This is a genomic window from Janthinobacterium sp. GW460-12-1-14-LB5, assembly GCF_059423585.1.
This window is the reverse complement of sequence record NZ_JBWKYD010000024.1, coordinates 33,023-52,240: the sequence shown is the minus strand read 5'-3', so window position 1 is coordinate 52,240 and position 19,218 is coordinate 33,023. Positions and strand designations below refer to the sequence as shown.

Sequence of the window (19,218 nt, the reverse complement as noted above, 5' to 3'; positions counted from 1 at the left end):
GTCCAATATCAGGAAAGGTCGGCAGGCGCTGGTGCTTCCAGCCACGCCAGCAGCTGGCGCAGCACGCCCGCGGCACGCGCAAATTCAAAGTCGTCGATGGCGCTGGCCAGCGCCTGCAGGCGCTGCTGCTGGCCATGCGGCGCCAGCATGGCGGCGATCCGCGCCATCAGGGCATCGTCCAGCTGCCCGCCTTCCAGGCTGGCGATGGCTTGCCGCAGCAAGGCGCCAGCGGCAGGCGCATCGAGCGGCGCGCTGGCGGCCGGCGCCTGCATGGCCACGGCGGGCATCCCAACTTCTTCCAGCTCGCCGGCCAGCGCCAGGAAGGCGGCCGCCAGCTGCAGCAGCAATTCGGTGGCCGGCAGCTGGCGCGCAATCGCCTGCTCGATGCGTCCCAGCAGGCTTTCGACCTGCACCAGGCACAAATTGCCCGCCGCGCCCTTGATACGGTGCAGCAGGTGGCCCGCCACGCTGCTGCCGCCGCGCTCCAGTTCCGCCGCCAGCATGGCGGCGCAATCGCCATTGGCCTGCACGAAACGGCCGATAGCCCGCTGCAAGGCTTCGCGGCCGCCCCACAGGGCGATGCCGCGCTGCCAGTCGACCTGGCCGTCGGCCGCACGCGCCGCCGCGCCGGTCGCCGGCGGCGGCTTGGCCACGGCGATATCGAGCAGACGGGCGATTTCCGCCGTCAGCTTGTGCATTTCCAGCGGCTTCGAGGCGAAACCGTTCATGCCGGCCGTCTGCGCGGCGCGCCGGTCCTGTTCCAGCACGCTGGCCGTCAGGGCGATGATGGGCGTCGCCTTCAAACCCTGCTCGCGCTCGAACACGCGGATCAGGCGCGTCGCTTCCAGGCCATCCATGCGCGGCATCTGCACGTCCATCAGGACGATGTCGAAGCTGCCCTTGCTGAACTCGCGCACCGCGCTCTCGCCATCGCTGGCGGCGATCACCTGGTGGCCGGCCGCGCCCAGGCTGATCAGGAGCAGCTCCACGTTCTGCGGCACGTCGTCGGCCGCCAGGATGCGCAGCGGCGGCAAGGCCACCACGGGCTGCTCGCTGCGGCGCGCCACGGCCTTGCCCGGCGCCAGCGGCAGCAGCACGTGGAACACGCTGCCCACGCCCAAGGTGCTTTCCACGGTGATGGTGCCACCCATCAGTTCGACTAGCTGCAGCGAAATCGTCGTGCCCAGGCCCGTGCCGCCAAAACGCCGGCTCATCGAGGAATCGGCTTGCGTGAATGGCGCAAAGATCTTGTCCAGGCGGTCGGCGGGGATACCGATGCCCGTGTCGTGCACGGCGATGTGGACTTGATCTCCCTGCATGTCGACGGCGACGCGCACATGGCCCACTTCCGTGAACTTGACGGCGTTGCCGATCAGATTCGTCAGCACCTGCTGCACGCGGCGCGCGTCGCCCAGGAAGAACTGGCCCATGCCGGGATCGACATCGACATGCAGCACCAGGTCGCGCGCATGCGCCGTGACGCGCAGGGACGCGGCCACGTGGTCGACCAGGTCGGGCAGCGAGAAGTCCACCAGTTCCAGCTCGGTGGCGCCCTTTTCCAGCTTGGCCGTGTCGAGGATGTCGTTGAGCAGTTCGAGCAGGGAACGGGCCGATTGGCGCACCGTGCCCAGATGGCGGCGCTGCAGGCTGTCCAGGGCCGTCCCCAGCAGCACTTCCGTAAAGCCGATGATGGCGTTCATCGGCGTGCGGATCTCATGGCTCATGTTGGCCAGGAAGCTGGTCTTCGATTCGGCGGCCAGCTCGGCGCGGTCTTTCGCCGCGCGCAGGTTTTCCTGCATGGCGCGCCGTTCGCTCACGTCGGTGGCCAGCTTGACCACCTTGAACGGCTTGCCGTCCGTGTTGAAGATCGGGTTGTACGAGGCCTGTATCCACACTTCCCTGCCATCCTTGCCGATGCGCTTGTACTCGCCCGTATTGAATTCGCCGCCCGCCAGGTGCTGCCAGAACGCGATGTAGTCGGGCGAGGTCACGTGGGCAGGTTCGCAGAAGATGCTGTGGTGCAGGCCCAGCACGTCCTCGAGCCGGTAGCCGACCAGGTCGAGGAAGTTCTGGTTCACTTCCAGGATGCGCCCCTGCAGGTCGAACTCCGCGACGGCCGTCGCGCGCGAAATGGCCGTCACCTTGCCTTCGTATTCGGCGTTGCGCAATTCGCTTTCCGTGATGTCGAGGATGACGCCGTCGATCCAGCGCACCACGCCGTCGTTGTCGAGCACGGGGCCGCTGCTTTCGCGCACCCAGCGCTCGCGCCCGTCGCGGTGGAGCATGCGGTAGACGTTCTCGAAGTCGCGCTGTTCGCCGGCCGCCTGCACGCAGGTGTCGTTGACGCGCTGGCGGTCGTCCGGATGCACGAGGTCGAACAGCCTGACCCGCCCTTCGATGAAGTCCTGCGGCATCCAGCCCGTCAGGTTGAAGACGGCGTCGCTGATGAAAATCATCTTCCATTCGGGCGCGAAGCTGCAGTGGAAGGAGACGCCCGGGATATTGCGGATCAGGGTGCGGTACTGGCGCTCGCTGTCCTTCAGCGCCTGCTCCATGCTGCGCGAAGAACGCATGTCCGTGACGAAGGCCACGAACAGGGGCTGGCCCGGCGTGTCGATCTTGCCGATCGCCACGCGCATGGGCAGCACGGCGCCATCCTTGTGGCAGCCATCGAGTTCGCGTCCGCTGTCGAGGATGCGCGAGGCGCCCGTTTCCAGGTAGTCGCGCAGATAACCCTCGTATTCGGCCGCGTCGGCCGGCTGCAGCAGCACGCTGGCGTCGCGCCCGACGATCTCCGCTTCGCGCCAGCCGAACAGGCTTTCCGCGGCGGGATTGAAGGAGCGCACCTTGCCCTGGCCATCGATGGTGATCAAGCCGTCGGCGGCCGTATCGACAATGGCGCGCAGCCGCGATTCGCTGGCACTGGCGTGGCGCAGCAGCTGACGGTAGCGCAGCAAGCCGTTCGCGGCGGCGACAAACACCGTCAGGGTGACGGTGATCAGGGCCACGGCCAGGGCCACGAACGAGGCTTGCACGGTAATCGTATTGTCGCCCGCCGTGGGCGTGCCGGAAAAGCGCGCCGCCAGCATGCCGGTGTAATGCATCCCGGAAATGGCCAGCCCCATGACGACACTGCTGGCAAACAAGGACGCCAGGGGACCCAGGCGCAAACGCATGGCGCTCAGGCCGAAGCGTATCCACAGCGCCAGCATGGCCATGACGACGGCCACCAGCAGCGACAGGGCGAACAGCCAGGGCTGGTAATGCAGGGTCAGCGAAGTCTGCATGGCGGCCATGCCGCTGTAATGCATGGAACCGATGCCCACGCCGACGAGCACGCCGCCCACCACCAGCTGGCGCCAGCTGATGCGCGGGCGCGCCAGCAAGTGCAGCGCCACCCACGAGGCCGCCACGCCTGGCAGCATGGACAGCAGGGTCAGGCCCGGTTCGAAGGACACGCGCGTGCAGATGTCGAAAGCCAGCATGCCGATGAAGTGCATCGACCAGATGCCGCCGCCCAGCGCGATGGCGCCCGTGATGATGGCCGTCTGGCGCTGGAATCCCCGCTCGCTGCTGCGCGCCATGCCGGCGATCTGCAAGGCCATGAACGAGGCGAAGATGGCGATAGCGATGGAAAACAGCACCAGCCAGACATTGTGCGTGCCATAGATATACGGCAAGGTATCGTCCGATACGGCAAAGATGGAACTCAGCATACTGTCGTGAACTCAATAGAGTGAAACGTGACGTCGCAAAACATGACGGCGCACCGCGCGCGCCGGCGCCACGCCTTTTACTAAAGCGGCAACACAGCGGAAATGACAACGGTAGCAGTCGACCAGGGCAAGGCTCGGTCATCACGCCCGCGCCTGCCGCGCGGGGGAAAGGTGCTTTTTACAGAGTGAAAAAGCGGAATGCGTACGAACTCTGGCGCGGATGTCTGGCCGCCAGCGTGACGATGATTTTTTAAAGAGCCATGAGTATAGTTGCTTTGCGAACATATTCATAGGACTTCAGCAATACAGTTATCAAAAATGATAGTTATTGCGGCGGCGATGCGACACTGGCCCGTCTGCGCCTACTCCTGCGGCCAGCGCGCGCGGATGGCCGCGGATTCCTGGCTGATCGGCCCAGCCGTCTCGCGGACAGGGATACCGGCCAGTCTACAGCGGCGGCTCAGTTCCTCCTTGATCTGGCACAGCGTCCAGCGCTGCGGCACAGGCAAGTTCAGGCCCACCACGCGGATCAGCGGACAGTCCGCGAGAGTCGTGTAGAGCAGCAGCTCCATGCGCGCCAGCGGTGCCGGGGTCCGATAGACCTGCAATGCGCCCGCATACGTGACCACGTCCAGCCGCTGCAGCTGCGCCAACTCCAGCTGCACGCTTTTATCCCAGCCGGGCAGGCGCCGCGCATGGCGCCGCAGCAACAGGCCCGCATCGCCAAGTTCCACATGAAAGAGCAAAGCGCGTCCGGGAAACAGCACCAGGCCCGCGATCCAGGCGGCCAGAGCCAGCGGACCGAACAACACTGCCTCGCCCGCGTACGGCACGTCGCGCCAGACGGCTTGCCCGACAAAGGCGAGGATCAGCGCGCAGCCGGCCAGCAGCACGCTGCGCGACAGCACGGGACGCATGTCCGCCATCAGCGCCGCCTGGGCCGCGGCATCGTCGGCTGGCGCAAAGCAGATCCATTCCGCGCGCGCCGGCTTCAGCCTGGGTCCCAGCTCCCCGCTCAAGCGGTCGGCGCCAGCATGCCGCGGAACCACGCCAGTTGCTCGCGCGTCAGGTAATTGGCGCCATCGCCATGCAGGATGACGATTTCGATCTCGGCGGGAATCGAGGCGATCAGCTGTGCGCCCGTGACGGGAATCTTGGGAAAGTTGATGCCGGCCAGGAAGGCCAGGTCTTCCGCCACCGTCACGCAGCGGCGCTCCGGGTTCGGCGACGGCACGAGGAACAGGTCGATCTGCTCGCTTTGCCCGCCGATAACGACGTGCAATTGCGCGGCCAGCAGTTCAGGCAGGATCAGCTCGATGTTATTTTCGGCGCGCGATTGCTGGAAGGCGCTTTTCAGGGGCGTAAGGACAGGGATGGCGGTCATGGCAGAGTGAAAAGATAAAGACGGCGGCAGTGTAGCAGAGGCGCCCGGCCGGGCGCGCTCTGCTGGCGCAGCCGCTACAGCTTGTAGTTCAGCGAAACCAGCACGCTGCGCGGCGCGCCGTAGCGTTCCAGCCCGCCCGACCAGGAATAGCCGAGCGCCTGGTAGTAGCGGCGGTCGAGCACGTTATCGATATTCACGCGCAACTGCAGCTGCTCGCTGATGCGGTAGCCAGCCGTCAGCCCGACGATGGCGTAGCCGCCCTGCTGCGTCAGGTAAGCCTTGTCGCGGCGCTCGATCTTGTCCTGCGCAGTCACGGAGGCGCCCAGGTTCCATTTTTCCAGGCTGCCGCGCAGCTGCACAGTCGTGTACAGCTTGAACAATTGCTTCGGCTCGTCCGTGGCGATGCGCTGGCCGACGTTGGCGGCCACGCTGTCTTTCGTGTACTTGGCCAGCACATAGGTGTAGCCGCCCGCGATCTGCCAGCCCGGCAATGGCGAGCCCGAGAGTTGCAAGTCGACGCCTTCGCTTTGCACCTGCCCGGCCGCGCGGGCGCAATAGATGGCGCCGCCCGTGGGGCAATTGACTTCATCGGTCATGGCGCGGTTGTTCTGTTTGATGCGGAACAAGGCGCCGCTGGCGTTGAGCCTGCCGCCGAAATACTCTCCCTTGACGCCCGCTTCCAGGTTGGTGCCGCTCAACGGCGGCAAGGTATTGCCTTTTACATCGAGCACGCTTTGCGGCTCGAAGATCTGCGTGCCGCTCGCATACACGGAATGGTGCCGGTCCAGGTCGTAGACGAGGCCCGCGTACGGCGTAAACTTCGCGTTTTCCGTCAGGCTGCGGCGCCACGCCGGATTGGTGGCATACCAGCCCGTGACATCCTGCGCATACCAGCCGAAGCGCCCGCCCAGCACCAGGCGCAGCGGATCGGCCAGGCTGAAGTTGCCCGCCGCATAAATCCCCTTCTCGTCCGTCTTGCGGCCCCAGTTAAAGGGCTCGAATGGCGCGCCGCGCATCGGGTAGGCATGGGGATTCCAGTGGCGCAGATCGAACACGCGCGTTTGCGCGCCTTCCCAGCTCTGGGCCGCGTCCGAATCGTCATGACGGTAGCTGGCGCCGACGATGACGTCATGCCGGCGGCCGAACCAGGTGACGGGACCGCTCAGGCGCCAGTCCGCCACCACTTGCTGCGTGTTGTACTTCCAGCCCGTTTCCGACTGTTCCAGCAAAAACGTTTCGCCAGCGACGCGGCTGTTGGTGGTATTGCGCGTGCTCGACGAGGCATCGATATGCGTGATGGCGAAGCGGCTGCGCCAGCCCTTCTCCAGCTGTGTTTCCACATCGGCGAAGACGACGTTGTTGTCGCGCTTCTGGAACGAGTCGGCATTGTTCAGGAAGGTCGAGCGGGGCAAGTCCATGTGGCGGCCATCGGCAAACGTGGGCAAGCCGACGAACACGCCGTCGGTGCGGCTGTGCTGGCGCGAAAAGCCGATGGCGGCCGTGGTCGACGGCGACAGGTCCGCCTCCAGAATCGCATACACGGTGCCGTTCTTGTTGCCCACCACGTCGACGAAGCTGTCGCTGTCGCGCAGACTGGCCGCCACGCGCCCACGCACGCTGCCCGACGCGTTCAGGGCATTGCTGGCGTCCACCGTCAACTGCCGGTCCTGCCAGCTTCCCGCGTGCACGGACGCATTCAGCAGGGGCGTGGCCGTGGGGCGCTTGCGTATCATGTTGATGCTGCCCGACGGCGCGCCCGCCCCTTCCATCAGGCCGGTGGCGCCGCGCACCACTTCCACCCTGTCATACATCAGCATGTCGGCCGAGACGTTGCGCTCATTGAAATCCGTGACATCGAGCGGCAAGCCATCGACATTGATGTGGCTCAAGGCAAAGCCGCGCGCAAAATACCGGGTTTCCTGGTCGGACACGCCCTGCGTCTTGCCATAGATACCGGGCGTGGCGCGCGCCACATCCTGCAAGGTGGTCATATCGAAATCTTCCATCTGCTGGCGCGAAATGACGCTGACCGTTTGCGGCGTGTGGCGCTGCGACAGGTTCAGGCCCGTGGCCGTCGACATATTGCGCGATGTGTACAAGCCCGTGCCTTCCGTGGCGCGATCCGCCTCCGCGCTGACGACCACGGCGGGCATGCTGGCCAGGCCGCCATCGGCCGTGCTGGTCTTGATTTTTCGCAACAGGTAGTTGCCCTTGCCGCCGTCCGCCACTTCGAGTCCGCTGCCTTGCAGCAACGTTTGCAAACCGGCCATGACGCCATGGCGGCCCTGCAAGCCCGGCGTCGCCAGGCCGTCCAGCGCCACGCCCTGCGTGGACAGGTTCACGCCGGCGGCGATGGCAAACGAGGCCAGCGCTTCGCGCAGGTTGCCGGCGGGAATGCTGTACTCGCGCACGGCGGCGGCGGGGCTGGCCTCGGCCGCCAGCGCCATTTGCGGCAAAGTGGCGCCGGCCGCGCCCATGGCGAGGAACACGGCCAGCGCGGCGCGCACGGCGCCGGTGGCGGGATGGAGCGCGGGTGGCGTCCACGGTGAAAATAAGCGGTGCTGCACAGCCATGTAAACCCTTTCGATGGTTCGGATTGTTCGTTCTCTATCTTGTATGACGAAGCAATCCGAAAAAAGGGACAGGGAAAATGCGCATGGCGGCGCTGATCGGCTTACGCCGCCTCGACACTGATCCAGTAGCGCGTGCGGCGCACCAGCCGGATCGGCAAGGCGCGCTGCAGCAAGAGCAGGATGTTGTCCGGGTCGTGCAACTGAAAGATGCCGTCCACGGGCATGGCCGCCAGCGCCGGATCGCAGCGCAGCACGCCATAGCGGTAGCGCGCCACCTGTTCCAGCACCTCGGCCAGCGGCATGCGCTCGGCGATCAGCACGCCCCGCAGCCAGGCATCCGCATGGGGTGACAGCGGCGTCAAGGCGGAAACGGCCACGTCGTCGAAACTGCCCTGCAGGCCCGCATCGACCGTGCGCAAGGCGTCGGGCGCCTGCGATGGCGCGATCTCGACGGCGCCCTCGCTGACGCTCACCTCGGTGCGCGGCGCCAGCACGCTGCCGCCCTGGCGCACGCTGAAGTGCGTGCCCAGCGCGCGCACGGCGCCATTGCTGCTGCGCACGAGGAACGGGCGCGCCGGCACGGCCCCGTCGTGCGCCGTGGCAACATGAAGTTCGCCCGCATGCAAGACCACCAGCCGCGCCGCGCCGTCAAAACGCACGTCGATGGCCGTGTCCGTATTGAGCGCCAGTTGCGTGCCGTCGGGCAAGGTCATGCGGCGGATTTCGCCCCTGGCCGTGCGGATGCCGGCGCGCCACGCTTGCCACGGTGCCGACTGGCTGGCCAGCCACAGGGCCGGTCCGGCCGCGATCAGCCCGGCCAGGCCGTAGAGCACGGCGCGCCGCTGCGGCGACTGCGGCGCCGCCTCCGCCGTCTGGCGCAGCGCGGCCGGCACGCTGGCCAGGGTGCCGCAAACGAGCTCGGCCCGCTGCCAGGCCGCTGCATGCGCGGGATCGCTGGCGCGCCAGTCCTGGAACGCTTGCTGTTCGTCAACGTTCAAGGGGCCCGCGTGCAGGCGCACCAGCCAGTGCGCCGCCGCGCGGGCGGCGCGCGCGTCGATGGCAGTGTTCACAGGATCAAGAGGATGCAGCGTTCGAAGGCCTGCACCATGTAGCGCTTGATGCTGCGCTCGCTCACGGCCAAGCGCCGGGCGATTTCCCCGTACGCCATGCCGTCGACATGGGCCAGCAAAAAAGCGCTGCGCACGAGCGGCGGCAAGCCGTCGAGCATGGCATCGATGCGCTGCAAGGCTTCCAGTACCAGCAAGCGCTCTTCCGGCGACTGCATCAGCAGATCGGGCTGCTGCGCCAGCGTTTCCAGCCACGCCTGCTCCAGCGACAGGCGCCGGTAATGGTCGATCAGCAGGCGCTGCGCCACGGTGGTCAGATAGGCGCGCGGTTCGCGCAGGCTCTGCCGGCCCTCGGGCGGCGCCGTCAGCAGGCGCACGAAGGTATCCTGCGCCAGGTCGGCCGCATGGTCGGCGCACTGCAGCTTGGCGCGCAGCCAGCGCATCAGCCAGCCATGATGATTGCTGTAGATGACTGCGACCGATTCGCCGGATTGCGCAATGTTCACTAGGACTCCGATGCGCGCAAGGCAAGGCGCGACTAATTGATAATAATTCTCATTATCACAAATCCTGGCCGCCGGCGTCAATGCCGGTGCCTGCCTATCGCAGGAAACCGTTGTTTCAGCGCGGCGCCCGGCGCCTGCTTAACGTTTTTGCGCGGGTTTCGCCGGCGCCGGCGCCGGACGCACAATGCTGGGCTTGACATACATGGCGGTATTGTCGCTGCGCATCTCGATATCGAACATGCCGCTCGCGCGCAGGACTTCGCTGAGTTTCTTGTAGCCGTAATTGATGGGTGAAAAGGAACTGGTATTGGAAACGTATTTGCCGACCTTGCTCAGGTGCGACCAGCCGTCGATCTCGGAGGTCTGGCTCACGGCGTTGAGCAACAGCTGCGTCAGGACGGGATCCTCGATCAAGGCGCTGTCACGAACGGCTTCGGCCGTGGCCTGCCCCGTCGCCGCTTGCGCCGCCGGCACCAGGTTTTCGATATAGATGAACTGCGAGCACGCCTGCACGAAGGCCGGCGGCGTTTTGCGCTCGCCGAAGCCGAAGACGGGCAAACCGCTCTCGAGGATGCGCATGGCCAGCGGCGTGAAATCGCTGTCGCTCGTCATCAGGGCGAAGCCGTCGACATTCTTGCTGTACAACAAGTCCATCGCATCGATGATCATCGCGGCGTCCGTCGCGTTCTTGCCGCTCGTGTAGGCGAACTGCTGCAAGGGGCGGATGGCGTTGGGGTGGAGTTTTTCCACCCAGCCGCTCAGATAGCTGCTCTTCCAGTCGCCGTGCGCATGCCGCACATTGACCGTGCCATGTTTGGCCAGCTCGGCAAGGACGCCCTCCACGGCGGTGCTGCTCACGTTATCGCAATCGATCAGCAAGGCGATGCGCATGTCATTGGGTTTCACGGTCACTCCCGACAAATTCATTGGACGGCATGCGCCGCCAGCCTGGCGCGCGCTCAGCGCACGCCAGCGGGCAAAATGGCTGGCGCCCGTTCCGGATTCTCCCCCTTGAGCTGAATCCAGTTATTCGCAATCAAATGGTATTCCAGCGTCTTCCGATCATGCCCCACGCCGCCGTATTCGACCGTCAGCCGGATGCAACGCTGGCCTGCGGCGCCGCCAATCAGCCTGCGCATCGGCACGCTCTGATCGAGGATGACGTCGCTCGGATTGAATTTTCCGCCAACATCGGCGATACCGGCAACACCCGGCCTGGCGCGCCCCAGCAAGTCCTGCACCTGGGCGGGAAGTGCATCGAGCGAGGTCACCGCCGTGCGGTCGTCCGCATCGCATGAAGCGTCCTGCGCCCACGCCTGGGCCGGGCAAGCCAGCATGAGCATTAATACGGCAGCATATCCGGGTTTCATCTTGACGCTTCTTTCAATTGCCAAATGGGAAAGCATCCATATTCTCACGCGGGAGCCGATAACGCCAGCCGGCCGGCCACGGGGTGTGGCAACACCGCCGCGCTGACGGCCATGATGTATGTCAAACAATGAGCAGGAAGGCGCAAGGAGGCCCAGGATGGGCAGGATGGGCAGGATCAGGGCCGGCCGCGTCCGGCAATTCGGAGCGGCCAGCGTGGCGGACGTCCGGCAGGCCGGGCGTCAGCCGGTTATCGGTCAGTGCTGGCCGATCTTCATGATTTTCAGGGCATTCGTGCCGCCGACCTTGCCCATCGGCTCGCCCCAGGTCAGCACGACGGTGTCGCCCTTGGCCACGACTTTATGTTCCAGCAGCAAGTCTTCCGCCTGCTGCAAGACCTTGTCGCGGTCGGTGCCGGACGTCAGTTCCAGCGTGCTGACGTTGCGGTACAGGGCCAGCTTGCGGCGCGTGCCCACGCTGGGGGTCAGCGCGACGATGGGGATGTCGATGTTGCAACGGCTCATCCACAGTGCCGTGGAGCCCGATTCCGTCAGCGTGGCGATCGCTTTCACGCGCAAGTGATGGGCCGTAAACAGCGCGCCGTAGGCGATCGACTGATCGATGCGCGAGAACGTGGCGTTGAGGAAATCGGCGTCCAGCTTGCAGGTATCCCACTTTTCCGCGTCCAGGCAGATGGCGGCCATCGCTTCCACCGTTTCGATCGGGTAGCGGCCCGAGGCCGTTTCCGCCGACGTCATGACGGCGTCTGTGCCGTCGAGCACGGCATTCGCCACGTCGGACACTTCCGCGCGGGTCGGGACGGCGTTGACGATCATCGATTCCATCATCTGCGTGGCCGTGATCGCCAGCTTGTTCGACGCGCGCGCCATCTTGATCATGCGCTTTTGCAAGGCCGGCACGGCCGCGTTGCCCACCTCGACGGCCAGATCGCCGCGCGCCACCATGATGCCGTCGGAAGCATCTAAAATTTCTTGCAGCGCGGGAATGGCTTCCGCGCGCTCGATCTTGGCGATCATCATCGGCTTGTGATCCCATGCTTCGCCCGCGATATTGGCCAGCTGGCGCGCCATGACCATGTCGGTGGCGTTTTTCGGGAACGAGACGGCCACGTAATCGGCCTGGAAGCTCATCGCCGTTTTGACGTCTTCCATGTCTTTCGCCGTCAGGGCCGGGGCCGACAAGCCGCCGCCCTGGCGGTTGATGCCCTTGTTGTTCGACAATTCGCCGCCAATCTTGACGGTCGTGTGGATTTCGCTGCCGACGACCTTGTCGACCGTCAAGACGATGAGGCCGTCGTTGAGCAACAATACGTCAGCGGCGCGCAAATCGCGCGGCAATTCCTTGTAGTCGAGGCCGCAGCGTTCGATGTTGCCCAGTTCGCCGTGTTCGCCCCATTTCGCGTCGAGGATGAACTTGGCGCCGTTTTCCAGGAATATCTTGCCTTCTTCAAACTTGCCGACGCGAATCTTCGGGCCTTGCAAGTCGGCCATGATGGCCACTTCACGGCCGCACAGGGCTGCCGCTTCGCGCACCATGCGGGCGCGGTCGATATGGTCTTGCGCCTTGCCATGCGAGAAGTTCAGGCGCACGACGTCGACGCCGGCCTTGAACATGCGGACCAGGGTATCGATATCGTTCGAAGCGGGGCCGATGGTGGAAACGATCTTGGTGGCGCGTTGCTGTACTTGCATGGTCATGGTGTGCTGCTTTCTATAAGGTTCGTGCTGCTGCAAGGGCCGGCCTTGTGGGCCGGCCGTCCTGGTGCGCTGGATCAGCGCTGGTTCTTCTTACTTGGCCGCCATCAGGGCGACCGTGGTGTCGAGCATGCGGTTCGAGAAGCCCCACTCGTTGTCGTACCACGACGACACTTTCACGAGGCGGCCCGACACCTTGGTCAAGGTCGCATCGAAGTTCGACGAGGCGGGGTTGTGGTTGAAGTCGATGGAAACGAGCGGTTCCGTCTGGTAAGTGAGAATGCCTTTCAGCGCGCCTTCCGACGCCGCTTTCAGCAAGGCGTTGACTTCCTCGACCGTGGTATCGCGCCTGGCGATGAAGGACAGGTCGACCAGCGAGACGTTAATCGTCGGCACGCGCACGGCGAAACCATCGAGCTTGCCATTCAGTTCCGGCAAGACGAGCCCGACGGCGGCGGCCGCACCCGTCTTGGTGGGGATCATCGAATGCGTGGCCGAGCGGGCGCGGCGCAAGTCTTCATGCATCACGTCGGAGAGTACCTGGTCGTTCGTGTAGGCGTGCACGGTGGTCATCAGGCCCGATTCGATGCCGATGGCGTCGTTGAGCGGTTTGACTAATGGCGCGAGGCAATTCGTCGTGCACGAGGCATTCGAGATGACCGTGTCCGTGGCTTTCAGCACGTGCTGGTTGACGCCAAACACGATGGTGGCATCGACATCCTTGCCGCCCGGCGCGGAAATGATGACTTTCTTTGCCCCGCCCTTCAGGTGGGCCGAGGCTTTTTCCTTGGTCGTGAAGAAACCCGTGCATTCGAGCACGACGTCGACGCCCAACTCTCCCCAAGGAATCAGGGCCGGGTCGCGCTGCGCGAAGACGCGGATGCGGTCGCCGTTGACGAGCATGTTCTCGCCATCGATGGTGACGACGCCGGGAAACTTGCCGTGCACCGTGTCGTAGCGCGTCAGATGCGCGTTCGACTTGGCGTCGCCCAGGTCATTGATGGCGACGATCTCGATATCCTGCTGCTTGCCGCCTTCATAAAACGCGCGCAAGACGTTGCGGCCGATGCGGCCATAGCCATTGATGGCAACTTTGATGGTCATGCTGTCTCCTTGATATTGTTTGAATGAATCAATTAACCGCTATTGCGAAGTCCTGCGGCGATGCCATTGATCGACAAATGAATGCCCGTGCGGGCCGCCGCATCCTGCTTGCCTTCACGAAAACGTTTCAGCAGCTCCACCTGCACGTGGTTGAGCGGGTCGATGTACGGGAAGCGGTTGCGTATCGAGCGCTGCATCAGCGGGTTGGCTTGCTGTAACTCTTCCTGGCCCGTGATCAGTTTCAAGGCGTCCAAGGTGGCCGCGTATTCGGCGCGGATGCGCGTAAAGATGGCGTCGCGCAAGGCCTTGTCCTTGACGAGTTCCGCATACTTGCCGGCGATGGCGATGTCGCTCTTGGCCAGCACCATATCCATGTTCGACAGCAATGACGTGAAGAAAGGCCAATCCGTGTACATGCCGCGCAGCACGTCCGCGCCGTCGGCGGGATGGGCGGCCAGGTAGGCTTGCACAGCGGAACCGAAACCGAACCAGCCCGGCAGCATCAAGCGGCATTGGGCCCAGCTCAAGACCCAGGGAATGGCGCGCAGATCCTCGATCGAGGTCGATTTCTTGCGCGAGGCGGGACGGCTGCCGATGTTCAGCGCGGCAATCTCGGCGATCACCGTCGATTCCCAGAAGTATTGTTCGAAACCGTCCGTGCCGTAGACGAGGTCGCGGTAAGCGTTCAGGGCCGTGCCGGACAGCTCTTCCATGGCGGCCAGGTGGCCCGCGCCGGCCGACGCCTTCGGCTGCAGCTGCGCCTGCGGCAGCAGGGTCGACTGGATGGTGGCGGCCACCAGCACTTCCAGGTTGCGGCGCCCGACTTCCGGGTTCGCATACTTGGCCGTGATGACTTCGCCCTGCTCCGTCAGGCGGATCTGGCCCTGCACGGCGCCGGCCGGCTGGGCCAGGATGGCTTCGTAGCTGGGGCCGCCGCCGCGTCCGACGGAACCGCCGCGGCCGTGGAACAGTCGCAGCTTGATCTGATATTCCTTGAACACGGTCACCAGCTCGATTTCGGCCTTGTAAAGTTCCCAGCCGGAGGTCAGAAAGCCGCCGTCCTTGTTGCTGTCGGAATAGCCGAGCATGACTTCCTGCTGGTCCGCGCGCGACGCCAGCAAGCCCCGGTAGAACGGCAAGCCGAACGCGCGCGCCATGATGGCGGGGCCGGCGCGCAAGTCGTCGATGGTTTCGAACAGGGGAATGATGTTGACGTCCACTTCGCGGCTGTCCTGGCGCAGCAAGCCCACTTCTTTCAGCAGCAAGGCCACTTCCAGCAAGTCCGACACGCTGGCCGCCTTGGAAATGATGCAGTTCGGCACCGATTCCTTGCCGTATTTGACGTGGGCTGCGCGCACGGCACGGAAAATGTCGAGTTCGGACGTCGTTTCTTCCGAATATTGCGCATACGGCGACGCCAGCAGGCGCGGCGACTCCAGCTCGGCCAGCAGCGCGGCGATGCGCTGCTCTTCATCGAGGTCGAGGTAGACGAGGCCCGGCTGGGCGCCCGCGAACAGTTCGCCCACGACGCGCTCATGCACGTCGGAATTCTGGCGCAGATCGAGCGGTGCCAGCGAAAAGCCGAACACCTTGACGGCGCGGCGCAGCTGGCGCAGCCGGCCACGCGCCAGCGCGCGCAAGCCATTGCTGACGAGCGAATGCTGGACCACGTCCAGGTCGGCCAGCAGTTCGGCGGCAGTCGCATAGGGCTGCACGCCGTCTGCCTGCTTGCCCTTGCCAGAGAGCACGACGCGCGTGCTTTCCAGGCGCGCATGGATGCCATGCAGGGCGCGGCGGTACGGCTCGTCGACGCGGTGCGGCGACGCGTCGGCCGAACGCTCGGCCAGCGCGCGCAGCGGCTCGCTGCAGGCGTTGAGGATTTGCGCCAGCGACAGTTGCGAAGCGAGCTTGCGCAATTCACCGAGGTAAAAGTCGAGCACCTTGTCCGCTTGCGTCTGCAGGGTGCTGCGCAAGATGTCGGCCGTGACGAAGGGGTTGCCGTCGCGGTCGCCGCCGATCCAGCTGCCGACCTTCATGAAATTGGGCAATTCCGCATCTTCCCAGCGGGCATCGCGCTGGGCCAGCATGGTTTCCAGCGAGGAATACAATTTCGGCAATTCGCGCAAGATCGTGTGGTCGTAGAACGACAGGCCGTTGGCCACTTCATCCATGACGGACAGCTTGCTCGTGCGCAACAAACGCGTCTGCCACAGGGTGACGATGCCGCGGCCCAGCGCTTCTTCGTTCTGCTCCGCCTCTTCCGGCGTCATTTGCACGCGGTCGCGCTCGCTCAACAGGCGGGCGATGGCCATCTGGCAATTCTGGATGCTCTTGCGCTGTACTTCCGTCGGATGCGCCGTAAAGACGGGGCTGACGAAAGCATCTTCAAAGAAAGTTTCCAGCGCATCGGCCTTGCCCGCGTCGAACACATTGCCGACGGCATGGCTGAGGCTACCCTGGCGCGGCGGCGAGCCGGCGATCAAATGGGCGCGCGTGCGGCGGATGTGATGTTGATCTTCCGCAATGTTGGCCAGCAGCGAGAAGTAGCTGAAAGCGCGCGTCAATTGCGTGGTTTCTTCCTGCGACAGCGCTTGCAGCGCATCGGACAGCTGCGCGCGCGCCGCTTCGTCATTGTCGCGGCGGAAACGGATGGCCAGCTGGCGCACGTGCTCGATGCGCTCGAAGGCGGGGTCGCCCAGGTGGTTGCGGATGGCGTCGCCCAGCAGACGGCCCAGCTGGCGGATATCGCTGCTCAGCAGCTCGTCTTTCACTTCATTCATTTGCATGGTATTCATTTCCTGGGGCGGCCACGGCGGCACCGCACAGATTGCGTAGTACGCGCTCCCCGGCCCCGGGAAACGCCCATCATCCGATTTTTGTAGTAAATTTACCTTATTGCTTCACCATCCTCTTGATTTTCATCAATAAAATCCATGCCTAAAGGGTTCAACAGGGGCTTGCGAGCTGTTTGCCAGGGCAACAATATGAAAATTTACTACGCATTTAAGCGAAAGGCAATCAACTTTTGTCTTTCGAGGCTGAAAAGTGACGGCGCCATACACAGGCAACACACAGAGGCAACACACAGGGCCGGCCCTCTCCTGTATGCTGGCGGCTGAAACAAGGATGTAATCCACATCTTATGAACGAACGCCCATGCGACTGACTGCCTACACTGACTACACCCTGCGCACCCTGATGTATCTGGGCGTGCACCGCGACCGCCTCGTCACCATCCAGGATATCGCCGACCTGCACGCGATTTCGAAGAATCATCTGATGAAGGTGGTGCACCAGCTGGGCCTGTCGGGCATCGTGGAAACCGTGCGTGGACGCAACGGCGGCCTGCGCCTGGCGCGCGACCCGGCCGAGATCAATATCGGCACCGTCGTGCGCGAAACGGAAAACGATTTTTTCATGGCGGAATGTTTTAACAAGGAAAACAATACCTGCCCGCTGACGCCCGATTGCCTGCTGAAAGCCAAGCTGGGCCAGGCCACGGCCGCCTTCCTGGCCGTGCTCGACACGGTGACCCTGGCCTCGATACTCGAAGCGACGCCGGGCGTGCCGGCGCTGGCGGCGGGCGTGATTCCCCTGCGCGTAGCCAAATAAGCGCGCGCCAAAAACAACAATGCCCGGCGAACCGGGCATTGTTTCCTGCAGTAATTACCTAAAACATCAATGCGCGCTGGCGCCTGCCGCGCCGATGCCCGTTTCCGAACGCATTTGCTGCGCTTCGTAGCCGGCACGGTCGATGCGCGCGCGCGGGCTCTTGTCGAGCACCGAGAACAGCCAGATGCCGACGAAGCCCGCCGTCATCGAGAACAGCGCCGGCGAAGCGTACGGGAACAGCGCTTCGCCATGGCCCAGCACGTCGACCCACACGGACTTCGACACCACCGTCAGCGCGACGGCCGTGGTCAAGCCCAGGAAGCCGCCGATGGTGGCGCCCCGCGTGGTGCAGTCTTTCCACAGCACCGACATGAACAGCACGGGGAAGTTGGCCGAGGCGGCAATGGCGAAAGCCAGCGAGACCATGAAGGCGATGTTCTGCTTCTCGAACGCAATACCCAGCACCACGGCGATGATGCCCAGCACGATGGTCGTCACGCGCGACACCTTCAATTCATTGGCGCCCGTGGCCTTGCCTTTCTTGATGACGGTGGCATACAGATCGTGCGACACGGCCGACGCGCCCGACAGGGTCAAGCCGGCCACAACGGCCAGGATGGTGGCAAACGCGACCGCCGACATGAAGCCGAGGAACACATTGCCGCCCACGGCCTTGGCCAGATGCACGGCCGCCATGTTGTTACCGCCCAGCAATTTACCAGCCGCATCCTTGAACTCGGGATTGGTGCTCACCAGCACGATGGCGCCAAAGCCGATGATGAAGGTCAAAATATAGAAATAGGCGATCCAGGTGGTGGCCCAGAACACGGATTTGCGCGCTTCCTTGGCGCTCGGCACCGTGAAGAAACGCATCAGGATGTGCGGCAGGCCGGCCGTGCCGAACATCAGCGCCATGCCGAAGGAGATGGCCGAAATCGGGTCCTTGATGAAGGAACCGGGGCCCATGATGGCTTCCTTGGTGGCATGCACGTCCACGGACTTGGCGAACAGCGCTTCCGGGCTGAAGTTGAATTGCGCCAGCACGGCCACGGCCATGAAGGTGGCGCCGCCCAGCAGCATCACGGCCTTGATGATCTGCACCCAGGTGGTGGCCGTCATGCCGCCGAACAGCACGTAGATCATCATCAATGTGCCGACCAGGACGACGGCGATCCAGTATTCGAGGCCGAACAGCAGCTTGATCAGCTGGCCCGCGCCCACCATCTGCGCGATCAGGTAAAAGGCCACGACGACGAGGGTGCCGGAGGCCGAGAAAATGCGGATCGGCGCCTGCTTGAAGCGGTAGGCGGCCACGTCGGCAAAGGTGTAGCGGCCCAGGTTGCGCAGGCGCTCGGCCATCAGAAAGGTGATGACGGGCCAGCCGACGAGAAAGCCGATGGCGTAGATCAGGCCATCATAGCCGTTCAAAAAGACGGCGGCGGAAATGCCGAGGAACGAGGCGGCCGACATATAGTCGCCCGCGATGGCCAGGCCGTTCTGGAAGCCCGTGATGCCGCCGCCCGCCGTGTAGAAATCGGAGGCCGACTTGGTCTTCTTGGCCGCCCACTTGGTGACGAACAGGGTGAAGATGACGAAGACGGCGAACATGATGATGGCCGTCCAGTTGGTGGGCTGCTTGACGGCCTGGCCCAGGTCGGCGCCGGCCGCCAGCACGCTGCCGCTGGCGCCCGCCAGCAAGGCCAGCGCTGCCAGGCAGGGAAGTTTGCGTTGCGTCAATACGGCGCCGTTCATGCTTGCACCCGTGCCTGGATGGCGCTGGTCAGGTCGTCGAATTGCTTGTTGGCGCGGCGCACGTAGATGCCGGTGATCAGCACGGTAAACACGATGACGAACAGACCGATCGGCATGCCCCAGGTCATCACGCCGGCGCCGGTTTTGGCGGCAAGAAATTCCTTGTCGAACGCGATCAGCAGGATGTAGCCGTAATACACCAGCATCATCAGGCCCGTCAGGGCCCAGCCGAAGCGCGAGCGCACCTTGACCAGCTGATGATAATTGGGGTCGCGCTTGATTTGTTGCACAAGATCGTCATGCATGGTGTTGCCTCCGTTATGTAAAAAACTGCTCTTTTCTTGTCGAGCTTGGCTTCACAATACGGGGCGAGCCTTACCCGCCCCTTACGGCGGCGTTTTTTTCTCGCAGGGGCAATACA

At 64.1% G+C, this 19,218-nt stretch carries 14 protein-coding genes; 1 reads left to right on the top strand and 13 read right to left on the bottom strand.

All coding sequences use genetic code 11. The features are described from left to right. Positions 1–8: 8 nt before the first annotated feature. The 11 genes from AC07X6_RS22525 to ppc form a co-directional block, all read right to left on the bottom strand. On the bottom strand, positions 9–3,716 hold the full coding sequence (locus AC07X6_RS22525) for a PAS domain S-box protein (RefSeq protein WP_494792455.1): 3,708 nt from the start codon (positions 3,714–3,716) through the stop codon (positions 9–11). A 362-nt stretch (positions 3,717–4,078) separates the two neighbouring features. Beyond that, a complete protein-coding gene (locus AC07X6_RS22520; RefSeq protein ID WP_494792454.1) occupies positions 4,079–4,765 on the bottom strand; it encodes a hypothetical protein in 687 nt (228 codons plus the stop codon). Then, positions 4,732–5,100 (bottom strand): hypothetical protein, encoded by a 369-nt coding sequence (locus AC07X6_RS22515; RefSeq protein WP_494792453.1) that lies wholly within the window; start codon positions 5,098–5,100, stop codon positions 4,732–4,734. The genes AC07X6_RS22520 and AC07X6_RS22515 overlap by 34 nt, the downstream gene beginning before the upstream one ends. Before the next feature lie 74 nt (positions 5,101–5,174). Next, positions 5,175–7,673 (bottom strand): TonB-dependent siderophore receptor, encoded by a 2,499-nt coding sequence (locus AC07X6_RS22510; RefSeq protein WP_494792452.1) that lies wholly within the window; start codon positions 7,671–7,673, stop codon positions 5,175–5,177. A gap of 101 nt (positions 7,674–7,774) precedes the next feature. Then, positions 7,775–8,743 carry a FecR domain-containing protein gene (locus AC07X6_RS22505; protein WP_494792451.1) on the bottom strand — a complete coding sequence of 323 codons (969 nt, stop codon included), beginning with the start codon at positions 8,741–8,743 and terminating at the stop codon, positions 7,775–7,777. Then, positions 8,740–9,246: a sigma-70 family RNA polymerase sigma factor gene (locus AC07X6_RS22500; protein ID WP_230537468.1), complete on the bottom strand. Its 507-nt coding sequence runs from the start codon at positions 9,244–9,246 to the stop codon at positions 8,740–8,742. Before AC07X6_RS22500 ends, AC07X6_RS22505 begins: the two co-directional genes overlap by 4 nt. Positions 9,247–9,384: 138 nt before the next feature. Beyond that, a complete protein-coding gene (locus tag AC07X6_RS22495; protein ID WP_494792450.1) occupies positions 9,385–10,152 on the bottom strand; it encodes an NYN domain-containing protein in 768 nt (255 codons plus the stop codon). A 53-nt stretch (positions 10,153–10,205) separates the two neighbouring features. Continuing rightward, positions 10,206–10,652, bottom strand: coding sequence for a hypothetical protein (locus AC07X6_RS22490; protein WP_494792449.1), 447 nt, complete (start codon positions 10,650–10,652; stop codon positions 10,206–10,208). Positions 10,653–10,871: 219 nt separating this feature from the next. Beyond that, complete coding sequence (gene pyk, locus AC07X6_RS22485) at positions 10,872–12,332, bottom strand: pyruvate kinase (protein ID WP_494792448.1); 1,461 nt, start codon at positions 12,330–12,332, stop codon at positions 10,872–10,874. Positions 12,333–12,422: 90 nt separating this feature from the next. After that, positions 12,423–13,433 (bottom strand): type I glyceraldehyde-3-phosphate dehydrogenase, encoded by a 1,011-nt coding sequence (gene gap, locus AC07X6_RS22480; protein ID WP_494792447.1) that lies wholly within the window; start codon positions 13,431–13,433, stop codon positions 12,423–12,425. 32 nt (positions 13,434–13,465) lie between these two features. Next, on the bottom strand, positions 13,466–16,219 hold the full coding sequence (gene ppc, locus AC07X6_RS22475; protein ID WP_494792446.1) for a phosphoenolpyruvate carboxylase: 2,754 nt from the start codon (positions 16,217–16,219) through the stop codon (positions 13,466–13,468). 370 nt (positions 16,220–16,589) lie between these two features. Here ppc and AC07X6_RS22470 point away from each other — a divergent pair, with 370 nt between their 5' ends. Then, the gene (locus AC07X6_RS22470) at positions 16,590–17,045 is read left to right on the top strand and encodes an RrF2 family transcriptional regulator (RefSeq protein WP_071077110.1); all 456 of its coding nucleotides are present in this window, start codon (positions 16,590–16,592) and stop codon (positions 17,043–17,045) included. Positions 17,046–17,111: 66 nt separating this feature from the next. Here the strand turns inward: AC07X6_RS22470 and AC07X6_RS22465 are convergent, their stop codons facing one another. Then, complete coding sequence (locus tag AC07X6_RS22465) at positions 17,112–18,797, bottom strand: cation acetate symporter (protein ID WP_230537462.1); 1,686 nt, start codon at positions 18,795–18,797, stop codon at positions 17,112–17,114. Continuing rightward, a complete protein-coding gene (locus tag AC07X6_RS22460) occupies positions 18,794–19,102 on the bottom strand; it encodes a DUF485 domain-containing protein (RefSeq protein WP_494792445.1) in 309 nt (102 codons plus the stop codon). Before AC07X6_RS22460 ends, AC07X6_RS22465 begins: the two co-directional genes overlap by 4 nt. Positions 19,103–19,218: the final 116 nt, after the last annotated feature.